Source organism: Bradyrhizobium genomosp. I (2014) (assembly GCF_000261685.1).
Classification (GTDB): Bacteria; Pseudomonadota; Alphaproteobacteria; order Rhizobiales; family Xanthobacteraceae; genus Bradyrhizobium.
In genome coordinates, this window is record NZ_AJQE01000135.1 from 1 (window position 1) to 3,578 (window position 3,578).

The following is a 3,578-nucleotide window of genomic DNA, read 5'->3' on the forward strand; positions in this document are numbered from 1 at the left end:
TGCCCACACCCGCGACGACCAGGCCGAGACCCTGTTGATGCGCCTGTTCCGAGGCAGCGGACTTGCCGGGCTGTCGGCCATGGCTCCTCTCAGCGAGCGCGACGGCATCGTGCTGGCGCGTCCGCTGCTCGATGTTCCGAAGTCGCAGCTGATCGCGACCTTGAGGCGGGCGAAGCTCGGCTTTGCCGAGGACCCCACCAACCGGGACACCGCCTTCACCCGGCCGCGGCTGCGGGCGCTGCTGCCGCTTCTCGCGGCCGAGGGCGGCGATGCCCGCAACCTGGCGCGGCTCGCGGCAAGGCTGGCGCGGGCCAACGCGGCGGTCGAGGTGCTGGCCGACGGCGCCGAGCGCTTCCTCCGTTTGCGGGATCGCGGCCTTGCGCCGCAGGCGGGCGTCCGAAGCTTCGAGGCCTCGGCCTTTGCCGCCCTGCCGGAGGAGGTCCGGCTGCGGCTCCTGCTGCGGGCCATCAACGCGCTCGGACACGAAGGGCCGGCGGAACTCGGCAAGGTCGAAGCCCTGATGTTCGCATTGGACCAGGCCGTGGCCGCGAGTCTCCGCGCCGGCGCGACGGGCCGGCCGGTCCTGAAGCAGACCCTCGCGGGAGCCTTGATCAGCCTTGCCGGCGGGCGTATCCACATCGCGCCGGCACCGGCCCGGCGGCGCGCCAGGAGATGAGCACGAAGGAGGGCGGATCATGGCACCGGCCGGTTCGCCTCCGCACCGTCAGGCCACCTTAACCAGGCCGGAAAAACCCCCGATCGGACGCCATTATTTCCGCGGGAATCGCTCTAAGATGGGATAAATAGTCCCATCTCGTTCCCTTGGCAGCGACCGGGGCGGCACCTAAATTGTATCCGTCTAACGATGAGGATTCCTTGGGATTTCCTCGCATTGACCAAAGCCACTGCCCAAGGATCAGGGTCGCGATCCGCGCGACCACGAAGGAAGATCGATGAACGCCAATCTGCGCAATTTCGCCCTCTGGGTCATCATTGTTTTGCTGCTGTTGGCGTTGTTCACGCTGTTTCAGAATCCGGGTCAGCGGGCCTCCTCGCAGGACATCGCCTTCTCCCAGCTCCTGAGCGAAGTTGACCGCGGCAATGTGCGCGACGTCGTGATCCAGGGACCTGACATCCACGGCACCTTCACCAACGGCTCGAGCTTCCAGACCTACGCGCCGAACGATCCGACGCTGGTGAAGCGTCTCTACGACAGCAAGGTGCAGATCACCGCGAAGCCGCCGGGCGACAACGTGCCCTGGTTCGTCTCGCTGCTGGTCTCCTGGCTGCCCTTCATCGCGCTGATCGGCGTCTGGATCTTCCTGTCGCGGCAGATGCAGGGCGGCGCCGGCAAGGCGATGGGCTTCGGCAAGTCGCGCGCCAAGATGCTGACCGAGGCGCATGGCCGCGTCACCTTCGAGGACGTCGCCGGCGTCGACGAAGCCAAGCAGGACCTGCAGGAGATCGTCGAGTTCCTGCGCGATCCCGGCAAGTTCCAGCGCCTCGGCGGCCGCATTCCGCGCGGCGTGCTGCTGGTCGGCCCTCCCGGCACCGGCAAGACCCTGATCGCGCGTGCGGTCGCGGGCGAAGCCAACGTGCCGTTCTTCACCATTTCCGGTTCTGACTTCGTCGAGATGTTCGTCGGCGTCGGCGCCTCTCGCGTGCGCGACATGTTCGAGCAGGCCAAGAAGAACGCGCCCTGCATCATCTTCATCGACGAAATCGACGCCGTCGGTCGTCACCGTGGCGCCGGCCTCGGCGGCGGTAATGACGAGCGCGAGCAGACGCTGAACCAGCTGCTGGTCGAGATGGACGGCTTCGAGGCCAACGAGGGCGTGATCCTGATTGCCGCGACCAACCGGCCCGACGTGCTCGATCCCGCGCTGCTGCGCCCGGGCCGCTTCGACCGCCAGGTCGTGGTGCCCAATCCCGACGTCGTCGGTCGCGAGCAGATCCTCAAGGTTCACGTCCGCAAGGTGCCCCTGGCGCCGGATATCAACCTCAAGACCATCGCGCGCGGCACGCCGGGCTTCTCCGGCGCCGACCTGATGAACCTCGTCAACGAGGCTGCGCTCACCGCCGCCCGCCGCAACAAGCGGATGGTGACGCAGGCCGAGTTCGAGGAGGCCAAGGACAAGGTGATGATGGGCGCCGAGCGCAAGTCGCTCGTCATGACCGAGGAAGAGAAGCTGCTGACGGCCTATCACGAGGGCGGCCATGCCATCGTCGGCCTCAACGTGCCGGCGACCGATCCGATCCACAAGGCGACCATCATCCCGCGCGGCCGTGCGCTCGGCATGGTCATGCAACTGCCGGAGCGCGACAAGCTGTCGATGTCCCTGGAGCAGATGACCTCGCGCCTCGCCATCATGATGGGCGGCCGCGTCGCCGAAGAGCTGATCTTCGGTCGCGAGAAGGTGACCTCGGGCGCCGCCTCAGACATCGAGCAGGCCACGCGCCTGGCCCGCATGATGGTGACGCGCTGGGGCCTCTCGGAAGAGCTCGGCACCGTCTCCTATGGCGAGAACCAGGACGAGGTCTTCCTCGGCATGTCGGTATCGCGCACGCAGAACGCGTCCGAAGCGACCGTCCAGAAGATCGATTCCGAGATCAAGCGCCTGGTCGAGGAGGGCTATCAGGAAGCGACCCGCATCCTCACCGAGAAGCGCGCCGACCTCGAAGCGCTTGCCAAGGGCCTGCTCGAGTTCGAAACGCTGACCGGCGACGAGATCGTCGATCTCTTGAAGGGCAAGAAGCCGAACCGCGAATCCGTGCTCGAGCCGACCACGCCGCGCGCCTCCGCCGTGCCCCCGGCCGGCAAGTCGCCGCGCCCGCGGCCCGATGCGGATCCCGGCCTGGAGCCGCAGCCGCAGGCGTAGTTGCTGGCAGGCAGACGAGATTGAAAGACGCGGCGGAAACGCCGCGTTTTTTTTGGTGGCTGGTTCAGGACATCCCCGGCGCGAGCGAAACGCGCGACGCTTGACACGGCGCTCCTGACCCCGCCTTGGCGCGAATGCGAGAAACATTAAAGAAGAACTTAACGGTTGCGTTCTACTTTGGCCCGTCATGTCCGACCAGGTCGTCCACAGCGCGGTTCAACCGTTTTCGGCACGTGCAGCGCTCCCTTGGGCAGTGGGCCTCGGCGTCTATGCCCTGCTGCTCATCGTTGGACCGCGGCTGCTCGGTGATCCCGACAGCTATTCTCATATCGAGCTCGGGCGCTGGATCATGGCGCATGGCACCCTGCCGGTGAATGATCCTTTCTCCTTTTCCAAGCACGGCGCGCCCTGGATCACGTTCGAATGGCTCTCGGAGGTGATCTATGCCGCAGCCTACACGCTTTCCGGCTGGCCAGGCGTCGTCATTGTCGCCGCGGCGGCGATAGCGCTCGCCTTTGGCCTGTTGGCCTTCTTCCTGCTGCGCGAGCTTTCGCCGACCCAGACGCTGCTCATGGTGATCGCGGCCGTCATCTTGTTGGCGCCGCACATGCTGGCACGGCCACACGTGCTCGTGCTGCCGATCATGGTGACCTGGGCCGCGGCCCTGGTGCGCTGCATGGATCGTGGCGGGGCGCCGCC

Annotated in this window: 2 protein-coding genes and 1 pseudogene; all 3 read left to right on the top strand. The window is 66.5% G+C overall.

The genetic code is table 11. The features are described 5' to 3' along the window. Window positions 1-676, top strand: a 676-nt coding sequence (locus IC50_RS12590; RefSeq protein WP_035704661.1) for an ATP-binding protein, incomplete at its 5' end; no start/stop codon positions are given. A gap of 277 nt (window positions 677-953) precedes the next feature. Beyond that, window positions 954-2,879 carry an ATP-dependent zinc metalloprotease FtsH gene (ftsH, locus tag IC50_RS12595; protein ID WP_035704662.1) on the top strand — a complete coding sequence of 642 codons (1,926 nt, stop codon included), beginning with the start codon at window positions 954-956 and terminating at the stop codon, window positions 2,877-2,879. Window positions 2,880-3,066: 187 nt separating this feature from the next. Beyond that, window positions 3,067-3,578: pseudogene (locus tag IC50_RS12600) on the top strand (hypothetical protein); the annotation flags it as partial.

Bases quoted from the DNA above. Each gene is read 5' to 3' on its own strand.
- ftsH (WP_035704662.1), top strand. From the start codon at position 954: ATGAACGCCAATCTGCGCAATTTCGCCCTCTGGGTCATCATTGTTTTG.